General features: G+C 61.6%; 16 protein-coding genes. 10 read left to right on the top strand and 6 right to left on the bottom strand.

The genetic code is table 11. The features are described from left to right. Window positions 1-54 precede the first annotated feature (54 nt). From ACD590_RS20450 to ACD590_RS20440, 3 genes are all read right to left on the bottom strand, one after another. Window positions 55-6477, bottom strand: a complete 6423-nt coding sequence (locus tag ACD590_RS20450) for a translocation/assembly module TamB domain-containing protein (RefSeq protein WP_439003563.1) — start codon at window positions 6475-6477, stop codon at window positions 55-57. Window positions 6478-6543: 66 nt separating this feature from the next. Then, a complete protein-coding gene (locus ACD590_RS20445) occupies window positions 6544-8472 on the bottom strand; it encodes an autotransporter assembly complex protein TamA (protein WP_439003251.1) in 1929 nt (642 codons plus the stop codon). A gap of 169 nt (window positions 8473-8641) precedes the next feature. Beyond that, window positions 8642-8899, bottom strand: a complete 258-nt coding sequence (locus ACD590_RS20440) for a YMGG-like glycine zipper-containing protein (protein WP_018243832.1) — start codon at window positions 8897-8899, stop codon at window positions 8642-8644. Window positions 8900-9224: 325 nt separating this feature from the next. Between ACD590_RS20440 and hemA the strand changes: the two genes are divergently transcribed. The 7 genes from hemA (at window position 9225) to ACD590_RS20405 (ending at window position 17955) form a co-directional block, all read left to right on the top strand. Continuing rightward, a complete protein-coding gene (gene hemA / locus ACD590_RS20435) occupies window positions 9225-10439 on the top strand; it encodes a 5-aminolevulinate synthase (protein WP_018517247.1) in 1215 nt (404 codons plus the stop codon). A gap of 351 nt (window positions 10440-10790) precedes the next feature. Beyond that, window positions 10791-11783, top strand: a complete 993-nt coding sequence (locus ACD590_RS20430; RefSeq protein ID WP_439003562.1) for a LacI family DNA-binding transcriptional regulator — start codon at window positions 10791-10793, stop codon at window positions 11781-11783. A 40-nt stretch (window positions 11784-11823) separates the two neighbouring features. Continuing rightward, a complete protein-coding gene (locus tag ACD590_RS20425; protein WP_439003250.1) occupies window positions 11824-13062 on the top strand; it encodes an ABC transporter substrate-binding protein in 1239 nt (412 codons plus the stop codon). A gap of 74 nt (window positions 13063-13136) precedes the next feature. Beyond that, on the top strand, window positions 13137-14054 hold the full coding sequence (locus ACD590_RS20420; protein WP_112905415.1) for a carbohydrate ABC transporter permease: 918 nt from the start codon (window positions 13137-13139) through the stop codon (window positions 14052-14054). After that, complete coding sequence (locus tag ACD590_RS20415; protein WP_131647578.1) at window positions 14051-14914, top strand: carbohydrate ABC transporter permease; 864 nt, start codon at window positions 14051-14053, stop codon at window positions 14912-14914. Before ACD590_RS20420 ends, ACD590_RS20415 begins: the two co-directional genes overlap by 4 nt. A 20-nt stretch (window positions 14915-14934) precedes the next feature. Then, window positions 14935-16857, top strand: a complete 1923-nt coding sequence (locus tag ACD590_RS20410) for a glycoside hydrolase family 127 protein (RefSeq protein ID WP_439003249.1) — start codon at window positions 14935-14937, stop codon at window positions 16855-16857. A 24-nt stretch (window positions 16858-16881) separates the two neighbouring features. After that, complete coding sequence (locus ACD590_RS20405; RefSeq protein ID WP_439003248.1) at window positions 16882-17955, top strand: ABC transporter ATP-binding protein; 1074 nt, start codon at window positions 16882-16884, stop codon at window positions 17953-17955. Between the two features lie 56 nt (window positions 17956-18011). Here ACD590_RS20405 and dxr read toward each other — a convergent pair whose 3' ends face one another. After that, window positions 18012-19202: a 1-deoxy-D-xylulose-5-phosphate reductoisomerase gene (gene dxr / locus ACD590_RS20400; protein WP_439003247.1), complete on the bottom strand. Its 1191-nt coding sequence runs from the start codon at window positions 19200-19202 to the stop codon at window positions 18012-18014. A gap of 382 nt (window positions 19203-19584) precedes the next feature. Here dxr and ACD590_RS20395 point away from each other — a divergent pair, with 382 nt between their 5' ends. Both ACD590_RS20395 and ACD590_RS20390 read left to right on the top strand, forming a co-directional pair. After that, window positions 19585-20235 (top strand): hypothetical protein, encoded by a 651-nt coding sequence (locus ACD590_RS20395; RefSeq protein WP_439003246.1) that lies wholly within the window; start codon window positions 19585-19587, stop codon window positions 20233-20235. 63 nt (window positions 20236-20298) lie between these two features. Continuing rightward, window positions 20299-20589, top strand: a complete 291-nt coding sequence (locus ACD590_RS20390) for a BON domain-containing protein (RefSeq protein ID WP_112905409.1) — start codon at window positions 20299-20301, stop codon at window positions 20587-20589. An 83-nt stretch (window positions 20590-20672) separates the two neighbouring features. On the opposite strand, the gene ACD590_RS20385 is transcribed toward ACD590_RS20390, so the two are convergent. Then, the gene (locus ACD590_RS20385; RefSeq protein WP_018243821.1) at window positions 20673-20825 is read right to left on the bottom strand and encodes a hypothetical protein; all 153 of its coding nucleotides are present in this window, start codon (window positions 20823-20825) and stop codon (window positions 20673-20675) included. A gap of 118 nt (window positions 20826-20943) precedes the next feature. Continuing rightward, window positions 20944-21186: a hypothetical protein gene (locus tag ACD590_RS20380; RefSeq protein ID WP_012759211.1), complete on the bottom strand. Its 243-nt coding sequence runs from the start codon at window positions 21184-21186 to the stop codon at window positions 20944-20946. 143 nt (window positions 21187-21329) lie between these two features. Here ACD590_RS20380 and ACD590_RS20375 point away from each other — a divergent pair, with 143 nt between their 5' ends. Further along, the gene (locus ACD590_RS20375; RefSeq protein WP_439020945.1) at window positions 21330-21848 is read left to right on the top strand and encodes a DUF2937 family protein; all 519 of its coding nucleotides are present in this window, start codon (window positions 21330-21332) and stop codon (window positions 21846-21848) included. Window positions 21849-21939 lie beyond the last annotated feature (91 nt).

Here is a 21939-nt window from a genome sequence, read left to right as displayed (position 1 = left end):
AGTGCGAAGCGGTTTTCCGTCCGGAATAGCGTAAAAATAATAGGTTAAGCTGGCTCAGTATTCCCGTTCATAGACAATGCCAGCTTCGCCCGCGCCATTACCCCCGGCCGCTCCCCGCAGCTTGACGCCGCGGCCGACATCGAGGTTGATCACCGCCTTGGCGCCGGCCGAACCGCCCTGCTGCAATTCAAAATAGGTGCGATCGTTAAGATAGCGGCCGACGCTGACGCTCGTCTGGCCCTTGGAATCGGTGCTGACGTCGAAATCGTCGACGCCAAGCTGATTGCGCAGGCCTTCGAAAAGCGAGGTCGAGCGGTTGCCGGCCAGCTGACTGACGGCGTCGGCGAGCTGGGCGATCTGCACCGGCGAGAGCTTCGACATCGACTGGCCGAAGATCAGCTGCGCCAGCACCTCGTCCTGCGGCAGCTGGGGCGAGGAGGAAAAGGTAATCGCGGGGTCGGTGGCGAGACCCGCGACGTCGACGGTCAGCGTCGTCGAGCCGGAGGCCGAGGTCGCTTCCATATCGAGCGCCGGCGTCAGGTCGCCGGCAAAGGTGATCCTGCTCTTGTCGGAGAAATCCAGGCGGCGGTTGAGAATGGTCATGCGACCGCGGCGCATGATGAAACCGCCGGTCACGATGGGTGCAGCCGCTGTTCCGCGGATGGTCACCCGGCCGCCAAGCTCGGCATCGATGCCGCGGCCGCGTACGAAGATATGCGAGGGCGCATCGATTTCGAGATCCAGTGTGATCACGGAGGATTTCTCGCCGGGTTTCCGCTCACCGTCATCGCGCAGCTGCGCAAGAACCGCCCGCGGCGCATTCTTATGCCGGATGTCGACTTCTCTCAGCGAGGTCGGCAATTTTTCCGGGACCGTGATCGAGGTTTTGTCCAGCCGAAGCTTGCCGCTCAGCGTCGCATTCATGATCGGCCCGCGCAGGCCGACCGTGCCATTGACGGTCGAGACGACAAGCGTTCCATCGACATAGACCGCCTTGTCGAGCTTGATCGAAATGTCAGCGGGAAAGCCGCCGGCCGGCTGGATGCCGATGGTGCCGCTGGCCGAAATCGTGCCGCCGCCGCCAAGGTTGCCGCTGAGGCGCGATATCACCGCCTGGCTGCCATTGAAGCTCACGGTCGCCGCAAGATTGTTGACGGCAAGATTGCGTCGGACGTCGACGAGCTTCGCGCCTGATGTCGAGACAGTGCCGTTGATAACGGGCGCTGCGGCCGTTCCGCCAATCTGGAGGTTGACGGTGCCGACGCCGTCCGCAACGAGGCCCTGCTGCGCAAGCGGGGCGCCGAGCACGGCGAAGGGAAGATTGCCGTTGAATCGCATGTCGAGGGCGCGATTGCCTGTGATCACGACACTGCCGCCGCCTTTCAGCGACATGCCGGCGTCACCGGCAAGGCTGGTGTCGACCGTCAGCCTGTTTCCGGCCAGTTTGCCTGATGCACCGATGTTGAACGGCGAAAGGCCGGCACCTTTGGTCTGGCTCGTCGCCGCGTTCTTCCAGTCGACCTTGAAGTCGACGGAGGGTGCCGATAGCGCGCCGGTGGCCTTTACGGTTGCCGAGACCGCGCCCTCGGCGGCAAGGCCGGGAACGAAGCCGTTGGCGATGCTGGCCGGAAGATTGGTGGTATTCGCCGTAACGTCGAGAGACTTGATCGACGTGCCTGCGATGGCGAGATTGCCGGCGGCTTTCAGCGCAATGCCGCCGCTGCCGTTGAGCGCGGCATCAAAATCCAGCCTGTCACCGGCGTATTTTCCGGTCGCCGCCAGCGCAAGGCGGGAAAGGCCGGCAGCCTTGATGTGGCTGGTCGCGGCATCCTTCCAGTTGAGCTTGAAATCGACGATCGGATTTGCCGGCGTTCCCGACGTTATGGCGCTTGCCGAAAGCGTGCCCTCGGCACCGAGACCGGGAACGAAGGCATTTGCGATATTTGCCGGCAGCGCCGGGATATCGGCATTGATCGAAAGGTCCCGGATGGCCGTTCCCGCGATCGTGACGCCGCCCGTCGCCTTGGCCAACACGCCGTCCTTGCCGGCGAGATTGGCATCGAAATCGACCCGGTCGTTGACGAACTTGCCGGACGCCGCAGCACTCAGGCCCGAAAGGCCGCTGCTCTTGGTCTGGGCGGTTGCAGCGTTCTTCCAGTCGAGTTTGAAATCGACGGCCGGTTTCGGCAGCGCGCCGGAGGCAGATGCCGTGCCCGAGACGGTGCCCTCTGCGCCAAGACCCGGGACGAAACCGTTGGCGAGGCCTGCCGGCAGGTTGGTGAGATCGGCCTTGACGTCGAGGGTTTTAACCGAGGTGCCTGATATCGCGACGTTGCCGGCAGCCTTCAGCGAGAGGCCGTCCTGGCCGGCGAGATTGGCATTGAAATCGAGCCGGTCGTCGGCGAAGCGTCCGGATGTGGTGAGCGCGAGGCCCGAGAGATGAGCGCTTCTGGTCAGGCTGGTCGCAGCATCCGTCCAGTCGAGCTTGAAGTCGGCTTTCGGTGCGGCGAGTGTCCCTGAGGCGGACGCAGTGCCGGATATCGTGCCGCCTGCCGCCAGATTGGGAACGAAGGCATTTGCGAGACTAGCCGGAAGCTTGGCTATCTCGGCATCGACCTTGATGCTGTCGATCGCCGTGCCGGCGAGTGCGACATTGCCCATGGCCTTAAGTGAGAGGTCTTTATCGCCGCTGACTGCAGCGTTGAAATCAAGCTTGTTCTCAGCAAATTTTCCCGATGCGGTCACGCCGAGCGCAGCAAGGCCGGCACGTTTCGTGTGGCTCGTCGCCGCATCTTTCCAAGTGAGATCGAAATCTGCATTCGGAACCGGGAGGGATCCGGTGGCCGAGATCTTTCCTGAGATCGTACCTTCGGCGGCGAGATCGGCGACGAAGCTGTTTGCGATATTTGCCGGAACATTTGCCAGTGTGGCATCGACCGTGAGGTTGTCGATCGTCGTGCCTCTGATGGCAAGATTGCCGTTTGCCTTTAAGGACAGGCTGTTGGCGCCGCCAACCACCGCGTTGAAATCAAGCTTGTTGTCGGCAAATTTTCCCGATGCGGTCACGCCGAGCGCAGCAAGGCCGGCGCGCTTTGTGTGGCTCGTTGCCGCGTCTTTCCAAGTGAGATCGAAATCGGCACTCGGAGCGGAAAGCGACCCGCTGGCCGAGATCTTTCCTGAGATCGCGCCTTCGGCGGCGAGGTCGGCGGCGAAACTATTTGCGATATTCGCCGGGACATTTGCCAGCGCAGCGTCGACCTTGACGTTGCCGATCGTCGTGCCCGTGATGGCGACATTGCCGGTCGCCTTCACCGAGAGGCTGTTTCCGCCGCCGATCGCCGTATCGAAATCGAGCTTGTTGTCGGCGAATTTTCCGGTTGCCTTCACGCCAAGATTGGCAAGGCCGGCACGCTTCGTCTGGCTCGTCGCCGCGTCTTTCCAATCGAGATCGAAATTGGCGGTCGGCGCAGCGAGGGAGCCGGAGGCCGCCACCTTTCCTGTAATCGTGCCTTCGGCGGCGAGATCGGGAACGAAACCGTTGGCGATGCGGGCAGGCAGGTTGAGGATATCAGCGTTGACATCAAGCACCGGTGCCTTCGGGTCGGCGAGCGCGACATTGCCGGCGGCCTTGAGCGAGAGGCCGTCATTGCTGCCGACCGTGGTGTCGAAATCGAGCTTGTTGTCGGCGAATTTGCCGCCGGCGGTGATGTCGAGCGGCGCCAGGCCGGCGCCCTTGGTCTGGCCCGTCGTCGCATCCTTCCAGTCGAGCTTGAAGTCGGCGACCGGTGCTGCCGGCGTTCCCGTCACGGCAATCGTTCCGGAGATCGTGCCGCCGGCTGAAAGGTTGGGCACGAAACCGTTGGCGAGCGCTGCCGGCAGCTCGCGGATATCTGCATTAAGCTTCAGCGTTTCGCCGGCGGAACCGCTAACGGTTACCGAGCCGGTGCCGGTTTTCAGCATCAGTCCGTTCAGATTGGCGGCGCCGCCGCCGATGGCGACCTGCGTCGGTGCGGCCAGCTCGATCGGGATATTGCGGGGGCTTGCCGAGAAGCGATCAAGGTTAAGGTGGATCGTGCCGTCCTGAGCCTCGATATTGCCCGCGGCCAGCACGGGATTGCCGTCATAGGCAGCATCGAGATCGAAGTCCGTATGGTTCTGCTGCTTGGTAAAACCCAGCGAAAGGCCGGCAAGCTTGTTCGTTCCGGCGCTTACCCCCTCGGCCTTGATAGTGCCGTTTGCGGCAAGGGCATTGAGATCGCTGATCGTGACATCGATATCCGGCTTGACGATCGCAAGCGTATCACGGTGGATCGAGCCGCCCGTTGCAAGCAGCTTGAGCGCAATCTTGCCACTGTCGCTGCTGACGCCGAGCGAACCCTTGAGATCGCCTTCGGCCTTCTGTCCGCCGAGTGCGGCGAGCAGGCCGACATTGGGGAAATCGAAGGTCAGTGCGGCTGTTGGCTCCAGGGTAGGCGAGAATTCCGCATTGCCGGTCAGCCGGTTGCCGCCGATATCGGCGGTCAGCGCCGGAATGCTTATCTTGCCGTCCTGCGAGGTGATGTCGCCGTTGATGCCGATCGGTTGGCCATCGATCGTGCCGGTGGCGGCGATCCTGCCCTGCGGCGCCTTGGGATCGGCGAGACCCGACAGGTCGATATTGAGGTTGCCGAGCACGCGGTCGGCCATTTCAAGGCTGGCGGCCTTGAGATTGGCCGTCACGGAGAGTGCCGGGAGCTCACCTCCCACTCTCAACGCATAGCCCGCCCCACCACTGGCGCCGGGGATGAGCTTGCCGACGTCAGGCAGCCGGCCGGAAAGATCGGCATTCAACATCCCGCCGTCGAGCGCGACGTTGCCGGCGGCTTCGAGCGTGCCGGATTTCAGGACGAGATTGGACAGTGCGAATTTTGACGGGATGGTGCCGACCACCTGGCTTTCGAGCGAGATCGGTCCGTCGAACCTGCTTGTCACCGCAGCCGGCAGAGCTGCCGGGTTGATGGTGAGCTTCAGGTTGCCGGTCAGCGCTTTGTCTGCCAGCCGGTAGGAGCCATTGAGGCCGCCGTTGATATTGGCGCTTTCGACGGTGGTGCCGTTGAAGCCGATGCCGGAGGGCGAGATCTGCAGCGGCGAGGCGATCGTGACCGGGCCTTGGACGGCGCGATTGAGGTTCGGGTCGGTGAAGGTCGTATCGCCGGCGACGAGGCGCAACTGGACGCTGCCGGAACGGGCGGCGAGATTGAAGGCGTCGCTCTTTGCGGTCAGCTTGATGTTGCCGATATTGGCCTGCGGAAGGGTTGCGGTGTCGAGCGAGCCGCTGACGTTCAGTCGGGCGGCCTGGGCATCGCCGGTTAGCGCCAGGTTGAGGCCAGAAATGAGGAAGCGCGCTTCGCCTTCAGCGAGCGGCCAGCGGAAATCGACAGGCCCCGACGTGCCGAGCAGATTGGCGTTCAGGCTGTTGTTGCCGGCTGGATCGAGGGTGCCCGAGGCGGCGATCACGACGCTGCCGGTGGCGATATTGCCGGTCTGGATATCGATCTTGCCGCGGTCGTCGAAGGTGGTGGCAAGATCGATATTGGTCTGGCCGGCAAAAAGCGGCCGGAATGCCGATGGAAGCAGCGAGCTCAAGTCACCGCCGCCCTTGAGGTCGAGGTGGTGCAATCCGTCTGCCGTGATCTGATGCCGGGCTTCGATTGCGGCGCGCTGCTGTCCGTCGAGGGCGGCCTGCACTTTGCCTTTCCAATCGGATATCGGCCCCTGGCCGTCGAGATCGATATTGACGGCCGGGCTATCCGGCAAGCCGAGAAAGCCCGCCAGCAGCCCGCCCTTCGGCTCGGAAAGCTGCGCCTTCAGCCGCAGCCGGTTTTCGGCTGGCGCATAGGCGATGTCGGCGGCAAGCCGCGCATCCGGAACCGCGTGACGGCTGACATTGACGACGGCCTCGCCGCCATCGCCGTTCGCCGAAAGGCTGCCCTCGGCGGCGAGCGCAAAGGCGCGGCCGGCAACGGGTGCGGCAAGTTTGATATCGGGCAGCGCGACGCGGTCTATATCGACCTTGATCGGAAGAGCGAATCCGCCGGAATTTTCAGCTCCGGGCCGCGACGGCAGGGTGCGCACCGGCTTGCGCAGCACGTTGATCGCTTCGATCTCGAAGCGTTTGGCGTGGAAGGTTCCGGTCAGCAGCGCCAGCGGATTCCAGTCGATCGCGATGCCATGAATTTCCGCAAAGACGCCCCTGGTGTCGGAGAAGGAGATCTCGGCGGCGCGAAGCCCGCCGGTCAGAAGACCTTGCGGTTCACGAACCTGGATCGTCATGTCGCGGTTGGAAAGCGTGGAGGCTATCTTTTCGGTGACGATGCGGGCGCCAAAACTGGTGAAGCCGAAGATCGCAAGGGCCGCGACAGCGAGAATCAAAGTGACGCCGACGGCATAGCCGGTCAGCCGTACGATCCAGTTGACGATTTTTGCCAGCATTTGCATCGGCGCGGACACTACCCCGTTTTCATGACGGCTCACAGATCGGAAAACACGGGGGAATCGGCAATTCTAGAAAGATTGGCCGATGCCGGCGTAGATTCCGTAATCTGTGCCATCTTCGTACTTGTTCAGCGGCATGGCAAAATCAAGCCGCAGCGGGCCGAAAGGCGTTGCATATCGTATTCCGGCGCCGGCACCGGCGCGAATATCGGAAAAACCCGGAAAGGTGCTGTCCGATACGGTGCCGACATCGATGAAGGGCACGATGCCGATCGTATCGGTGATCTTGATGCGAGCCTCCAGCGAACCGGTCACATAGGAGCGGCCGCCGGTGGCATCGCCATTGTCGTTATAGGGCGAGATTTCCTGATAGCTGTATCCGCGCACGGAGCCGCCGCCGCCGGCAAAGAAGCGCTGCGTGGCGGGAATATCCCCAATGCTATCGCCGCCGATCAGGACGCCGGCGGCAACCTTGCCGGCAAGCACCACGCCGTCTTCCTGGCCGAACGGCAGATAGCCGGAGATCGAGCCCTCGAATGCCGCATAGGGCGTGGCGTTGAAGATTTCGTAGCCGGGCTTTGCCGAGAATGTCGCGCGATAACCCTCCGTCGGGTTGAACTTGTCGTCGCGTGCGTCGCGATCATATTGGATCGGCAGGGTGAAGGTCAGATAGTCGTTCTCGCCGAAGGCGTCATCGTCGCGCTCCCAGCTGACCTCGCCGCTCGCCGAGACCGTGTCCCGGTCGGTCAGCTCGTAGGAAAGGCCGAGCGAGGCGGTGACGAGCGTCGCGTTATAGGCATCCGGATTTTCGGTCTTGGCGACGATGCCCGCCTTCAGGGTGGCGGCGGGAAAGAAGGCGCCGGGCTTGGTGAAGAGGATGCCGGCGGAATAGTCGAGGCTGCCGACATCCGTCGTTTCGCCAAGCCGCGAGACCGCTCCCTCGATCCTCAGCGTTTCGGCTTCGCCGAATAGGTTGCGGTGGCCCCAATAGCCCTGAATGCCGAAGCCATCGGTGGTGGAATATTGCGCACCGACGCCGAAGTAGCGCCTCTTGCCTTCCGAAACCTCGATCGTCATCGGCAGGGTGCCATCAGGCGCCAGCGCATCCCCTTCGTGAATGGTGACGCTCGAAAAGACGCCGAGGGCGCGAAGCCGCTCGCCGGCTTTCCTCAGCGCTTCCGGGGAGTAGGCTTCGCCCTTGTTCAGCCGGGAATAGCGCTGGATGAAACCTGGCCTGACGGTCTTCTCGCCGGTGACGCCGACATCGCCGATCGGGGCGATGGGACCGCCCTCGGCAGCAAGGACGATATCGACGGTGTCGCTGTTATGATCGGCGACGACCTTGCGTTCGGTCAATTTGGCAAAGGGCCGGCCTTCGCTCTTCAATTGTTCGACGATCTTGTCGCCGGCCTTGATGATCGCCAGCGAGCCGGCTTGCGCGCCCGGGGCGAGGTCGTAATCGGCGGGATTATGGTTTGCGGCATCGCCGCCCAACTGTACCTCCCTGACCTTGAAAACAGGGCCGGGAGCAATGTCGACGGTGACGGGGATCGGCCCTGACCGGTCGAATGTCGGATTGGGCGGCAGGTCGTCGATATTCTTGCCGTCGATGGTGATCGTCACCAGGCCGCCATAACGGGCCTTTTCATACAGGGCGGCGATCAGCCGCTCACGGTCGTCGCGCGCCTTGACGACGATGCCGAGATCGCCGGAAACCGGCTGCTTCTGGTCACTGAGGAGACGAGAACTGTTTTCCAGCGCTTCTTTCAGGTCGGGATCGGCGGTATCGGCCCTGAGGTCGACGTGGTAGCGCACCGGATCGGGCACCTGTTCGCCTTCGTCTTCTTCTTTGCCGAAAATGGTGATGCCGAAAAGCTTGAAGGCATAAGCGTCGCCGATCAGGACCGGTGAGAACGCAGCTGCCGCTGCGACTACCATCATGGTGCCTGTTCGCCGATACGCAGTACCTGTTTTCGGGCCTGTCCCTCTGATCCGCATCCGCCGCTTTTGGTTGTGTCTACATTGAAGCTTCGTTGCCCAGCCATGAACAGCTTAGCGACAAAATCGCGCGGGGTGTACCATTTTAAATTGCCAACGCGCTAATTTAGCACAAAAAATCCCGGACGTGTGTCCGGGATTTCCTGAATTTGCCGATTTCCAAGCGCTCTCAGCGCGGGCAACTATCGATGTAGCGGCGGCCGTAGCGGTCGCGATAGTAGCACTGGCCAGGCTGTTCGGCGACGCTGCCGATGAGGGCGCCGGACACGCCGCCGATAGCGGCGCCGACTGCCGCGCCACGGACGTTGCCGGTGACTGCGCCGCCGATGACGGCACCTGATGCAGCGCCGATGCCGGCGCCTTGCTGCGTCGGCGTGCAGCTTGCGATCGACAGGCCGATCAATGCGAGTATGACAACTTTCTTCATCTTTTTTCTCCGAGGTTGTTGCCCAGCGGGCAAAGGCCGTCCCTTCTTATTTTTTGTCAGGCTAGACCGAAAACTATGTCGGAAGAAAGGGTTGTCCATCCGATGTGCTGATTTTTTTGCGATCAGGCTGGGTCGCCTTTTGCGCGGTCCGCAAACTCGGCTGCCTTCTGCGGCATCAATTTCGTTGATCGCGGCTCGCATATTTTTTATCTGGAATCATTCAAAAATCTGGGCCTTTTGCCGCAGTTGATGTTAAAGCAAAGGGTAAGCATTGACGCGCGGACGTCCAGTCATCAAGAACATCCGCGTGATACTGGAGCATATGATGGATTTCGAAGCGTTTTTCAAAAACGAGCTGGACGGGCTTCGTACCGAGGGCCGTTACCGCGTTTTTGCCGATCTCGAACGTCACCGCGGCAATTTTCCCCGCGCGACGCGTTACACCGTGGATGGCGAGAAGGAAGTCACGGTCTGGTGCTCCAACGACTATCTCGGCATGGGCCAGCATCCGAAGGTGATCGAGGCGATGAAGAACGCCATCGACCACTGTGGCGCGGGTGCGGGAGGCACCCGGAATATTTCTGGCACCAACCACCATCACGTCATGCTCGAGCGTGAGCTTGCCGACCTGCATGGCAAGGAAGCGGCGCTGATTTTTACGTCTGGCTATGTTTCCAACTGGGCAGCCCTCGGCACGCTCGGCGCGAAGATTCCCGGCCTCATCATCTTCTCCGACGCGCTGAACCATGCCTCGATGATCGAGGGCATCCGCTATGCCAAGTGCGACAAGGTGATCTGGAAGCACAATGATGTGGCCGATCTCGAAGCCAAGCTTAAGGCCGCCGATCCGAAGGCGCCGAAGCTGATCGCCTTCGAGAGCGTCTATTCGATGGATGGCGATATCGCCCCGATCAAGGAGATCTGCGATCTCGCCGACAAATATGGGGCGATGACCTATCTCGACGAAGTGCATGGCGTCGGCATGTACGGCCCGCGCGGCGGCGGTATTGCCGAGCGCGAGGGGCTGATGGACCGGCTGACGGTCATCGAGGGTACACTCGGCAAGGCTTTCGGGGTGATGGGCGGCTATATCGCCGCTTCGACGGCGCTTTGCGATTTCATCCGCTCGTTTGCCTCCGGCTTCATCTTCACCACGGCGCTGCCGCCGGCACTTGCCGCCGGCGCCGTCGCCTCGATCCAGCATTTGAAGGTCAGCCAGTTCGAACGCGCCCGCCATCAGGACCGTGTCCGCAAGCTGAGAGCGCTGCTCGACCAGCGCGGCATCCCGCATATGCCCAATCCGAGCCATATCGTGCCGGTGCTGGTCGGCGATGCGGCCAAGTGCAAGTGGATCTCCGACCTGCTGCTCGACAATTGCGGCGTCTACGTCCAGCCGATCAACTATCCCACCGTGCCGAAGAAGACCGAGCGCCTGCGCATCACGCCGACGCCGCTGCATTCCGACGCCGATATCGCCCATCTGGTCGAGGCGCTGCATTCGCTGTGGTCGCGCTGCGCGCTCGCAAGGCACGTCGCCTGATTTTTCGATGATCGCCCGGTTCGAACCGTAATTCAGGGCCTCCACTGGAGGTTCTGACAGCGATCGGTCTTGCTCCTGCAAGACGCTGCGACAAACCTCCCTTGCCCGTTCAAGATCATCCGCTCTGCGCCTGGACTTAACGCCGATGACACATCGCAATCGGCCCGACCGATGCGCATGGATCTTTTCCTGTGCTTGCGTCCTCCCGCAAACTGCGTCGCCTTGAGGTCGCGTGAGAAAACCTTTTCTCACTTGACATAGAGATTGGTAAAAGCTTTTCTCAGATCACTTCAGAAGGAGGACGTTCTGAACATATCGGGAGGAAAAAGAGGCAGGATCACCATCCACGAGGTGGCGGCGGCTGCCGCGGTGAGCATCTCGACGGCGTCGAAAGCTCTCAATGATACCGGTCGGATGGGGTCGGAAACGCGCGAGCGGGTGAAACGGATCGCCGCCGAAATCGGATATCGGCCGAATGCGCTGGCGAGAGGTCTTCTCAGCAAACGCAGTTTCACCATCGGGCTGCTGACAAACGACACCTATGGCCGGTTCACGCTGCCTGTCATGGCGGGTATCTCCGACGCTCTCGTCGATCACGGCGTTTCGGTCTTCCTGTGCGCCATCGAAGACGATCCGGCGCTCGCTCAGATCCATGTCGACGCGATGCTCGACAAACAGGTCGACGGCATCATCGCGACAGGAAAACGTCTGGACAGACGTCTGCCTGTCGATCTGTCGAATTTGCATGTGCCTGTCGTCTACGCATTCACGGAGGGGACGCAGAACAGCGTTACCTTCCGGTCTGACGACGAACAGGGTGCGCGGCTGGCGGTGGAATGGCTCGTGAAGATCGGGCGGCGGCGGATTGCGCACATCACCGGTCCGGAGGACTTCTTCTCGGTGCGGGAGCGTGCCGGCGCCTATCACGAGGTCGCAGGTCACCGCGAGCCGGTGCTCTACGGCGTCTGGTCGGAAAACTGGGGCCATGAGGCGGTCGAACAGCTTTGGAAGAGACCGGGAGAAAAACCGGACGCGCTCTTCTGCGGCAACGATCAGATCGCCCGCGGTGCTGTGGATGCGTTGCGCGAACGCGGCGTCAAGGTGCCGCAGGACGTCTCGGTGATCGGCTTCGACAATTGGGAGATTGTCGCTGCCCAGACGCGGCCGCCGCTGACAACGGTGGACATGGAACTGAAGGAGCTCGGGCGACAAGCCGGATTGACGGTGCTCGCGCTTGCGGAAGGACGGCCTGTCGAGCCGGGAGTGAGGAAATTGCCGTGCCGGCTGATCGTCCGGCAGTCATGCGGGGGGGAAAGCCCCCACGGAATGAGAACACGTGAATGAGCAAAGGCGCGAGGAGATGCGCCATATCGGGAGGAGTGTCATGATCAAGCGTCTATTGGCGGCGACCAGCATCGCTACCCTATGTCTGGTGTCGGCCGCGTCGGCTGCCGAAAATGTCGAAATGTGGGTTCGCTCGGGGATCGGCGATGCCTTCAAGAAGGTTGTCGAAGCCTATAATTCCGGTCACGAGAGCAAGGTCGTGATGACCGAAGTGCCGTTCTCCGAGTTGGTGCAGAAATATGCGACGGCGATCGCCGGCGGACAGGCGCCAGACGCGCTGTCGATGGATCTCATCTATAACCCTGCCTTTGCTGCGGCCGGGCAGCTGGAAGACCTGACGGACTGGGCAAAATCCCTGCCCTATTTCAATTCGCTTTCGCCATCGCATGTTCGCCTCGGCACCTATCAGGACCGGATTTACGGCCTGCCGCTGTCGGTCGAAACCTCCGTTTTTGCCTGGAACAAGGATCTCTACAAGAAGGCCGGCCTCGACCCGGAAAAGGCACCGGCGAATTGGGACGAAATTACCGCCAATGCCGAGAAGATCCGGGCGCTGGGTGACGATACCTACGGCTTCTATTTCTCCGGCGGCGGCTGCGGCGGCTGCATGATCTTCACCTTCACCCCGCTCGTCTGGGGTGCGGGCGCCGATATCCTGTCGGCCGACAGCAAGACGGCGACGCTCGATACGCCGCAGATGCGCAAGGCCGTCGATATTTACCGCAGCATGGTCAAGAAGGACCTCGTGCCGGCGGGAGCCGCCAGCGACAACGGCGCCAACTTCCTGACCTTCACCAACGGCAAGATCGGCCAGCAAAGCCTCGGCGCCTTTGCCATCGGCACGCTGGTGACCGAGCATCCGGATATCAACTTCGGCGTAACCCTCATTCCTGGCGTCGACGGGAAGCCTTCGTCCTTTGCCGGCGGCGACAACTTCGTGATCACCAAGGGCACGAAGAAGATCGACGCGGTGAAGGAGTTCCTCGAATATGTGTATTCAATGGACGGCCAGAAGATCATGGCGAAATATGGCAGCCTGCCGACGCGCGGCGATATCGCCGATAAGGTGTTGGAAGGTCTCGATCCGCGCATGCAGGTCGGCCTGAAGGCGATCGGTGTCGCCAAGACACCCTATACGCTGCAGTTCAACGACTTGATCAACAGCGCCAACGGGCCTTGGGCCAGCTTCACCAACGCCTCGATCTTCGGCGACGATGTCGACGGCGCGTTTTCAAGCGCCCAGTCGGAAATGCAATCGATCATCGATAGCGGCCAATAACTCTCTCCCGGCCGCGGCCGGGGAGCGGTGGCAGCTTCCCGGCCAATTCCACTCGACAGATGCGGAGCGTTTTGATGACCGGTTCCGGTTCAGAGATTCTATTGCCTCGGCGCAGGCGACGGCGCCGATCGAACTGGCGCGGCCTCGTCTACATTGCGCCGGCCATGGCGCTGGTCATCGTCTTCTTCATCATGCCGGTTCTCTTCACCGGATGGATGAGCCTGCATAACTGGCCGCTGATGGGAGCGTCCCGCTGGATCGGCTTCAATAATTATTTCCGCATGGCCAACGACACCCGCTTCATGACGGCGCTGAGTTTCACGGCCTATTACACCGTGATCGTCACCATCGCGATCTTCGCCATCGCCTTTCCGCTGGCAATCTTCGTCGAAAAGGAACGGCAGTTCGTCGGCGCCTACCGCACGATCATCTTCCTGCCCGTCGTGGTCGGTCTTGCCACAGCCTCCCTGCTTTGGGTCTGGCTCGCCAATGTCGATAGCGGCTTCATCGGCCCGGCCTTGAAGGCGCTCGGCCTTGTCGAAAAGAGCCCCAATCTTCTTGCGACCTTCGACACCGCCTTTCTGACGATCGTGGTGATGGTCGTCTGGAAGATCGCAGGCTTCACCATGATCATTCTTTTGACCGGGCTTCAGGCTATTCCGTCCGAGCTGACGGAGGCCGCCCGCATCGACGGCGCCGGCCGCTGGCAGCGGTTCCGGCATCTGACGCTGCCGCTGATGCGCAAGACGATTGCGCTGGCGCTGATCGTCTCCGTCACCGGTTCGATCCTCGCCTTCGACCAGTTCTACATCATGACCGCGGGCGGTCCGCAGAACAAGATGATCTCGGTGGTCTACTATATCTTCAATCAGTCCTTCGTGTCGTTCAATCTCGGCTATGGCGCAGCACTCTCGATCGTGCTTCTCGCCATCCTGGTCGCCATCAGCATCGTGCAGCTCTGGCTGCTTCGCGTCGGGGAGGAGCGTCCATGACCACCTCAAAGGAACGTCGCGCGCGCAAGGCCGTCCGGACGAAGTCAGCCTATCATCTGACCGGCATCGCCATATCGATCTTCTTTCTCGCCCCCTTCGTGATCACGCTGTTGTCGTCCTTCCGGCATGGCACGGAGGCCAGCCTGCCGCCTTTGCCGCCGTGGCCGACCTCAGGCGTCAGCATCGATTCCTACGCGCTGCTCGATACGTTCGGCGCCGGCATCTGGCGGCACATGATCAATTCGCTGTTCGTTTCGGTCGCCACCGTGGTGCTGACCGTCGCCGTCAGCCTGCTCGCCGGTTACGGCTTCTCGCGCTATCGATTCCCGCTGAAGAATGCGCTCTTCGTGCTGATCATCGCGACGCTGATGATCCCGTTTCAGTCGATCCTGACGCCGCTCTTCATCATCCTGGCAAAGCTCGGTCTCAACAATTCGCTGCTTGGGCTGACGCTCGTCTATGTGACGCTGCAGCTGCCCTTCTCGGTCTTCATGATGCGCAACGCCTTCGACGCCGTGCCGAAGGAGATCGAAGAGGCCGCACGCATCGACGGCGCGCGCGACCTCAGACTTCTGGTCCGGGTTCTTCTGCCGCTGGTGCTTCCCGGCGTTGCGACGGTTGCGATCTTTGCCTTCCTCAATGCCTGGAACGAGTTTCTCGCCGCGCTCGTGCTGCTCTCCAGCAATGAGAAATACACTTTGCCAGTGCTGATGACGGCGGTTCGCGCCGGACGGCTCGGCGCCATCAACTGGGGAGCGGTCCAGGCCGGTGTCGTCGTCATGACGATCCCTTGCCTGATCGTCTTCCTGCTCCTGCAACGCTACTACATGCGCGGGCTGATGGCCGGCGCGGTGAAATGATCTTAGAGAAAGTGGAGCCCATGACCAAACCAAGCAACGACCGCCAGTTTCGTCCCGTCGCCGTTCCCGATGTGGAGCTCGGCGGGTTCTGGGGCAAATGGCAGGACGCCGTCTGCAATTCCACCGCCGAGACCCTGCTCGACCGCTGCGTCGAGGCCGGCATGCTCAAGGCGATCGACGTCGGCCAGCCGAGCCCCGGGGTCGTCATTCCCATTCAGCCATGGGGCGGGACGACGCAGATGTTCTGGGATTCCGACCTCGGCAAGTCGATCGAGACCATCGCCTATTCACTCTATCGCCGGCCGAACCCGAAGCTGGAGGCGCGCGCCGACGAGATCATCGACATGTATGAGAAGCTGCAGGACGAGGACGGCTATCTGAACGCCTGGTTCCAGCGTGTGGAACCGAGCCGCCGCTGGACCAACCTGCGCGACCATCACGAACTCTATTGCGCCGGCCACCTGATGGAAGCCGCGGTCGCCTATTATCAGGCGACCGGCAAACGCAAGCTGCTCGACATCATGTGCCTCTATGCCGATTACATGATCAAGATTTTCGGTCACGGCGAAGGCCAGATATCAGGCTATTGCGGCCACGAGGAAGTCGAGCTCGCGCTGGTCAAGCTCGCCCGCGTGACCGGCGAGAAGAAATATCTCGACCTGTCGAAATACTTCATCGACGAACGCGGCACCGAACCGCATTTCTTCACGGCGGAAGCAAGCCGGGACGGCCGCGATGTCTCCCAGTACCACCAGAAGACCTATGAATATGCGCAGGCGCACCAGCCGGTGCGCGCGCAGACAAAGGTCGTCGGCCACGCGGTACGCGCCATGTACCTCTATTCGGGCATGGCCGACATCGCCACCGAATACAAGGACGACAGCCTGACGGCAGCGCTGGAAACGCTCTGGGACGATCTGACGACCAAGCAGATGTACATCACCGGCGGCATCGGGCCGGCGGCCTCCAACGAAGGCTTCACCGATTACTTCGATCTGCCGAACGATACCGCTTATGCGGAGACCTGCGCCTCGGTCGGGCTGGTGTTCTGGGCGAGCCGCATGCTCGGCCGCGGTCCGGATCGGCGCTATGCCGACATCATGGAACAGGCGCTTTACAACGGCGCGCTGCCCGGGCTGTCCACAGACGGCAAGACGTTCTTCTATGACAACCCGCTTGAAAGTGCCGGCAAACATCACCGCTGGAAATGGCACCATTGCCCCTGCTGCCCGCCCAACATCGCCCGACTGGTGACCTCGATCGGCTCCTACATGTACGCCGTTTCGGACAATGAGATCGCCGTGCACCTCTATGGCGAGAGCACCGCGCGACTGAAGCTTGCCAATGGCGCCGAGGTGGTGCTCGAGCAGACCACCAACTACCCGTGGGACGGTGCGATCGCCTTTACCACCAAGCTGGGGAAGCCGGCGCGGTTTGCGCTGTCGCTGCGCATTCCGGACTGGGCCGATGGTGCAACCCTCAGCGTCAACGGAGAGATGCTCGATCTCAACGCCAATCTCCGGGACGGATATGCCTGGATCGATCGCGAGTGGGCCGACGGCGATCGTGTCGCCCTTTACCTGCCGCTGGCGCTTCGCCCGCAATATGCCAACCCGAAGGTGCGCCAGGATGCCGGCCGCGTCGCCTTGATGCGCGGCCCGCTCGTCTATTGCGTCGAAACCACAGACAATGGCGAAGACCTCAACGCCATCGTCCTGCCCCGCGAGCTTCAGGCACCCGAAACCGTCGTGCTGAAGGATCTCAATGATGCCGTCGCCCTCGATCTCAGGGTCGAGCGCGAGGAAACATCGAACTGGGGAACAGCGCTCTACCGCAAGGCGCCGGCCGAAAGGCAGGTCGCCACCGCGCGTTTCGTGCCCTATCATCTCTGGGACAACCGCGCGCCCGGAGAGATGCTCGTCTGGGTCCAGTCGGACAGATAGGTCTTTTTGGGGATGACGAACGGTATGGCTAACAAGAGCGTCGTGCTCCAGGACGTGCGAAAAAGCTATGGCAATCTGCAGGTGGTCCACGGGATCGACCTGACGATCGCGGAGGGCGAATTCGTCGTCTTCGTCGGCCCTTCCGGCTGCGGAAAATCGACGCTTCTTCGCATGATCGCCGGCCTGGAAGACGTGACCGACGGGGAGGTCGAGATCAAGGGGCGTATCGTCACCGATCTCGATCCATCCGAGCGCGGCATCGCCATGGTCTTCCAGTCCTACGCGCTCTATCCGCATATGAGCGTGCGCGACAACCTGGCCTTTGGATTGAAGATGGCGCGCACCAATGCTGCGGAGATAGAGACGCGCGTCAAGGCCGCTTCTGCGATCCTGAAGATCGACCATCTTCTCGACCGGCGGCCGGGACAGCTTTCCGGCGGCCAGCGGCAACGTGTGGCGATCGGCCGGGCGATCGTGCGCAAGCCCGATGTCTTCTTGTTCGACGAACCGCTGTCCAATCTCGATGCCGAACTGCGCGTTTCAATGCGCATCGAGATCGCCCGCCTCCACCGCGAACTCGGCAATACGATGATCTATGTCACGCACGACCAGACCGAGGCGATGACGCTCGCCGACAAGATTGTGGTACTGCGCGACGGCCGCGTCGAACAGGCGGGAACGCCGCGGGAAATCTACGAGAATCCCTCAAATACCTTCGTTGCGGGCTTCATCGGCTCGCCCCGGATGAACCTTTTGAATGCCCGCTGGGGTGAGGGAGGCCAGGTCGAAGTCGCAGGCCGGCAGATCGAAAGCGGTCTGCCGCCCGCAAACCGGCCGGTTGGTGCCGCGGTGACGCTCGGCCTGCGGCCGGAGCATCTGAAGGTGGCATCCAATCTATCGGGCAGCCTGACGGCCAGGGTCGATTTTTCAGAATATCTCGGGGGAACGCAATATCTCTATTGCCAGCTTGCCGATGGCCAGTCGCTGACCGTCGAGCATCGGTCACCGATCAGTATTGCGGCGGGCGAGCAGGTGAACCTGCTGTTTGAACCGTCGGATTGCCGGTTGTTCGACGACGGCGGGAACCGGTTGCGCTAATGGCGGTCGTCGGGATCACAGGCCGGCGACCACTCGGCGATCGGCCCGTCTGAACTTCACTCGGCGATCGCCAGTGTCATGAGCTCCGCCGCCCTTTGCCGGGCCTCCCTGTCGGCGGCGAAGACATCGTCCATGCCGGCAGCCGGCGGCAGGCCGGCCAGATCGTCCATGACCCTCTCGGTGACTTCGGCCATGGCGAGGAAGGACAGCCGCCCTTCGATGAAGGCTTCGAGCGCCACTTCCTTGGCGCCGTTCAGCACCGCGCCCTGAACGCCGCCGCGCATCATCGCCAGGCGTGCGAGCCGAAGCGCCGGAAACCGCACCTCATCCGGCGCCTCGAAATCCAGCCTGGCGAGCTTGGCGAAATCCAGCCGCTCGACCGGCAGGTTCGGCCGGCGCGGAAAGGACAGGGCATAACCGATGGCGGTGCGCATATCGGGCGCGCCGAGCTGCGCCAGCACCGACCCATCAGTATAGCCGACCATGGAATGAATGATCGATTGCGGATGGAAGATGACCTCGATCTGTTCGGGTCTGAGACCGAAAAGGTGCCGGGCTTCGATCATCTCCAGCGCCTTGTTGAACATCGAGGCGCTGTCGATCGAGATCTTCAATCCCATCGACCAGTTCGGATGGGCGCGTGCGGTTTCCACCGTCACATCAGCCATGTCACGCAGCGAGGCGGTGCGGAAGGGACCGCCCGACGCCGTCAGGATGACCCGCTCGATGGCGTGACGCTGGTTCTCTTCCAGCACCTGGAAGATGGCGTTGTGCTCGCTATCGACAGGAAGCAGCCTGCCGCCGCCTTCGCGGATCGCTGCGATGAACAGATCGCCGGCCGATACCAGGCATTCCTTATTGGCAAGAGCGATATCGGCGCCGCGGCGCGCGGCGGCAAGGGTCGGCGCCAGGCCCGCGGTGCCGACGATTGCCGCCATCACCCAGTCGACTTCGCGGTCGGCGGCTTCCATCAGGCCGGATTTTCCCGAGGCGACCTCGATGCCGGTGCCGGAAAGTTCACTCTTCAGTGATTCGTAATGCCGGTCGTTTGCCGTCACCGCCAGCCGCGCACCGGAGGATTTCGCCTGCCGGGCCAGCAATTCGACATTGCCGCTGCCGGTCAGCACGGAGATTTCGAAGTTCTCCCATCCGCCCAGATGATCGACGACATCGAGTGTATTCTGGCCGATCGAACCCGTCGAACCGAAGATGCTGAGGCGCCGCGGCGCGCTTTTGCCGGTCATCATGTGGAATTTCGCGAAAATTTCTCTCGTAGGCTCAGGCTCTACTAGGCTTTGGAGGGGGCGGCAAGTGTGCGGTGCAGCAGATTTCAACCCTTAAGGGGTTTACAGAACGGCGGTTGGATGTGATCCTTATAACATTGCTTGAGGAATCGCGGTTCCGCTGCGGCTGGTTTCGGTCGCATGGGCAATTCGGGGCGCTAAGGCGTCTATTGAAGAACAGGCACTCAGTGCCGCCGGCTTTCCGAGCCAACCATTAAATCAAGGATGAAACCGGGATGAGCGGCTTGGCCGTGATCCCTCATCGCGTTCGCTGCGAGCGCTTCATGTGTGCTGCTGCTCGGTTTCGGAGCCGCGGCCCTGTGTCAGGCAAAATGTTCTTAACCTCATGACGACATCCAAAATAGCATGCATTCTTTTCGCCATCCTGCCCTCGCTCACCACCGCGGCGCGGGCGGACGACCTGCTGATCTGGTCGCCGACCAAGCTTTCGGACCGGTCCTACAAGGCGACGATGGGGTTTCGCCTGCCGGCGGAATGGGAAACGAGCGCTGGCGCCGACATCGCGCTTGCCTCGACCAAGGGCGGGGCGCCACTGCCCGATTCCGAACAGGCAATGCTTTGGGGCAGGATCACCAGAACGAACGTCACCCCGGCAAGCCAGTCACAGCAGGGCGCGAGCGTCAGCGTCGATACGCTGCGCGGCAGCGGCGCGCTGACCCTCAGCCGCTCGCGTAGCTGGATCCTGTCCGATTCGCTCGACATGCAATCGAGCCGGTCCATCAGCGTTCAATTTGACTCGGTCGATGCCCGGCAGGCTTCTGTGACGGCATCCCAAGCGCTGAAACTGATCCATCCCTGGACGGGAACCTCGCTTTCGGCAGGCACAGGCGTCAGTAATGCCACCGGCGACTTCTCGAGTACGGTGGCGGTCAGCCAGGTCATCCTGCCGAACCTCAACCTCGATGCGTCGATGAACAATCCGTTTTCGGGGGATGAGGCCGGCAGCGTCAATCTCCGCTATCGCGTTAACTGGTAGCGGTGCTGAAACCAAACTCTGTCGAAGGGCGTTTCCTCCGCAGGTTTCACGGAGGAATGGATCATGGTTTTCAAGGAGCAGACATTTCACGGGCTCGAACCCGAGATGGAAGCGGAAATCGCCAATCGCGCATCGGTCGAGGCGGCCGTTGCCAATGCGCTGGCGATCGCCGGCGGCATCGATGCGTCTGATGTCGAAGTGACGATGGAGAACGACCAGATCGTGTTGAGCGGCACAGTCGGCACGGTGGGCGAAATCGAACGGGCAACCGCGGTCGCCAAGGCTGTCGAGGGCGTGCATTCGGTGCAGAACCGGATTCTGCTTGGCGGATATTCGCTTGACGGTACGCATTGATCAGACGACGGGCAGCTCCGGAGCCAGACCTGCCGGACGAGGAATATTTCTACGTCTTCGCCTATAAGCCGGCGCTCAGCGGATCAACCGGCGAAGCGTTCGACAAGGAAGGACGAGCCGGCCAGACGATCCGTTTTCTGCATGGCGCCCGAACTCTGCGGCTGGTAGGCGATGGCAAGCAGCACGACGCTGACGGCGACATAAGCGATGGCCAAAAGAATCATCTTGATACGCATGATGAATACTCCCGTTTCACAATAAACGCGGCTGATATTGCGAAGTTCCTCATCGGCGAGATCAGATGAGAAAAGCCCGACTGAAGGATCAGCCGGGCTTTTTCTGCATGGATTTGCCTTATCGGCAGATTCGGGTTTCCTTGACGACCGTATGGCCGTGACGGCGGATTTTTTCCGTCTTGGTGAAGCAGTCCTGGGAGACGTGGCGCGGCCGCATGTGATGGCGATAATAGGGCCGTTCCGCATGACGGTAAGTGGGGCGCGCATCATCCGTGGTGATGGTCACACTTGCCGCCTGGGACGGCATTGCGGAAAAGATGGACGCAGCAGCGAGCGTGCAGGCAAGGATAATCTGTTTCATGACAAGCCTCTCTGAGTTGGTCACGGCATCAACTCGCTGGAAGCGCAGTCGGTTCAATCACATAGAGTTACCGATTGTGACGGAGGCAGAAACCTTTGACGCGCCGGATCGTTAGCGCAGGGGGATAGGCGGAGGCATCATTCATGGGACCGATTGCAAGGATCATCGCCGTCGTCGCCGGGCTTGCCGGCGGCACGGTCTTTTCGCAGGCGCCGGAATTTGCGCAGCAATATCGCCAGCGGATCGGCGGGGCTATCGACGAATTGCGGGTCATCGTCGAGGATTTCAATGCCCAGGCGGCCGAACACCATCTCGATCGCCAGCAGGCGCTGAACGCCTATGCGCAATCATCCGACGATTTCCTGCGCGACCGCGGTGTTTCGATGCAAAGCACGATCTCACGCTACGAAACGCTACTGTCGCAGCAACTCCACCTCGGCACCGCCGCACCCGTCGCCAAACCTTTCGTGCTGCTGCAAGACGCAGATGACGTCGTTTTCGCCAATACCTGGCGCGACTTCGTGCCCGGCGTCCCCGTCAGCTTTGCGGGTCTCGTCTGGGGAGCGATCGGTTTTATCGGTGGCTGGATCGTGGCGGCGCTGCTGGGATTGGGCGCGCGGCGGGCCGTGAGGACGCGACGGGTCCATCTTCAGGTGCGGTAAACCAACGACGGCGAACGCGACCTGATGCACGGAAGATCGAATAGCCTCGAGCTTGTCTCGAGGAGGAATTTAAGAACTTTGCGAGCGGGCT

This window comes from Rhizobium sp. 862_C5_N1_2 (genome assembly GCF_051811205.1).
In the GTDB taxonomy this organism is placed as follows: Bacteria; Pseudomonadota; Alphaproteobacteria; order Rhizobiales; family Rhizobiaceae; genus Rhizobium; species Rhizobium leguminosarum.
This window is presented reverse-complemented; position numbering and strand designations above follow the sequence as displayed.